The sequence below is a fragment of the Bacillus sp. NTK071 genome (assembly GCF_017303315.1).
GTDB lineage: Bacteria > Bacillota > Bacilli > Bacillales > Guptibacillaceae > Guptibacillus.
Genome location: NZ_JAFKOI010000041.1, coordinates 1 through 1281, shown reverse-complemented (window position 1 = coordinate 1281; position 1281 = coordinate 1). Strand labels below are relative to the sequence as shown.

Genomic DNA, 1281 nt, shown 5'->3' with positions numbered 1-1281 from the left:
TTTTGAAAGTAAGAATTTCCAAATAGAATTCTAAACTTCGTTCAATATTTGAAACCGAAAGCTCAGGTATTAATGCATTTAGTTGGTGCAAAGTAGCTTCCTCCGTTATTCTATAAAATCAGTAGTCTTCCACATTAGCTCCGAGATAATGGAATAGCATTATTTTATAAACTGGTCGCTAGATAATATTGTTAAATCCTTTATAGAAATATTTTTGTTTTTATCTAGAAACCACTTTATTAAGTAAAACCCTAATGAATAGCCGCCCCAAAACGGTAAACCTTTATCTTTACTTCCGAACATATATAAATCAGTTAAGGTACCTTTATCATCGATATGATTCTTATATGTGCTTTCCCATATTGTTTTAGCTTCAGTTTCAGATAAAGCATCTTTATAAGGACCAAGATATTCCTCACCTAATCTTTCCTTCACAAAATGCTCTGCTAATCCTTCTAAAACCATTCGTTCAAGTAATGTTTCTCCATCTTCTTTCAGCCCTAATGCACTGATACGCCAATGGTGGTGATATTCGTGTGTTACGACAGATTTAATTGTTGAACGTACGTTTTCTTCTGGAAGAATTGCAAAACACATCTTTCCATCCCAATCCGTAAAAGCCGATACTCCATTAAGTTTGGACTTAACAAAATCATCATTTTTATCTAAAATGAACAACTCAAATTGTACAGCTCTATTTGGCGGGTACTGTTTATGCAAAAGCTCCAATTCTTCCTGTATGAAGTTTTCATAATCAAGCGATCTCATATTGGTCAATTGTTCTTCAAGTGAGACGATGTCATTGTTTAAATTAAACATTCCGAAGAACATCATCATTTCAAATTCTTCTTCATCAAATTTGAAAATATCCAAGAAAATCTCTTTCCTGTTTCCATTAGGAGTTGATTTTACTAATGAAATAAATTTCTCCATATCAGCAAGTCTTTCTTTATTTTTAACTAGATTATTTATTTGGGTCATTCTTCTCCCTCCTTTCTCAAACAAAAGTAGTTTCCAATCAAACTGTGCTCAACCTAGTTAGAGCGCTTACTTTTATTAAGCAATTGCTCCGAGATAACAGAACAATGGAGGCAATCTAATAATCTTGATTTGTCCGTTAGCTTAAAAAATAATAAGTTCATACTTTTATACCCGATGTTTTATGTTGTTAATTTCCTTAGCAATTGAAGACTTCTTCCCTCTTCCGTTTTTGTAATTTGTTAATTGAATATGAAAATAGTTAATATATTCGATAATGGTAAAAATGTAAACAAATACAGC

General features: G+C 31.9%; 1 protein-coding gene. It reads right to left on the bottom strand.

Annotated features, from left to right (window positions below; all coding sequences use genetic code 11):
• Window positions 1-159: 159 nt before the first annotated feature.
• The gene (locus JI666_RS20860) at window positions 160-981 is read right to left on the bottom strand and encodes a DUF2268 domain-containing putative Zn-dependent protease (RefSeq protein WP_286171009.1); all 822 of its coding nucleotides are present in this window, start codon (window positions 979-981) and stop codon (window positions 160-162) included.
• Window positions 982-1281: the final 300 nt, after the last annotated feature.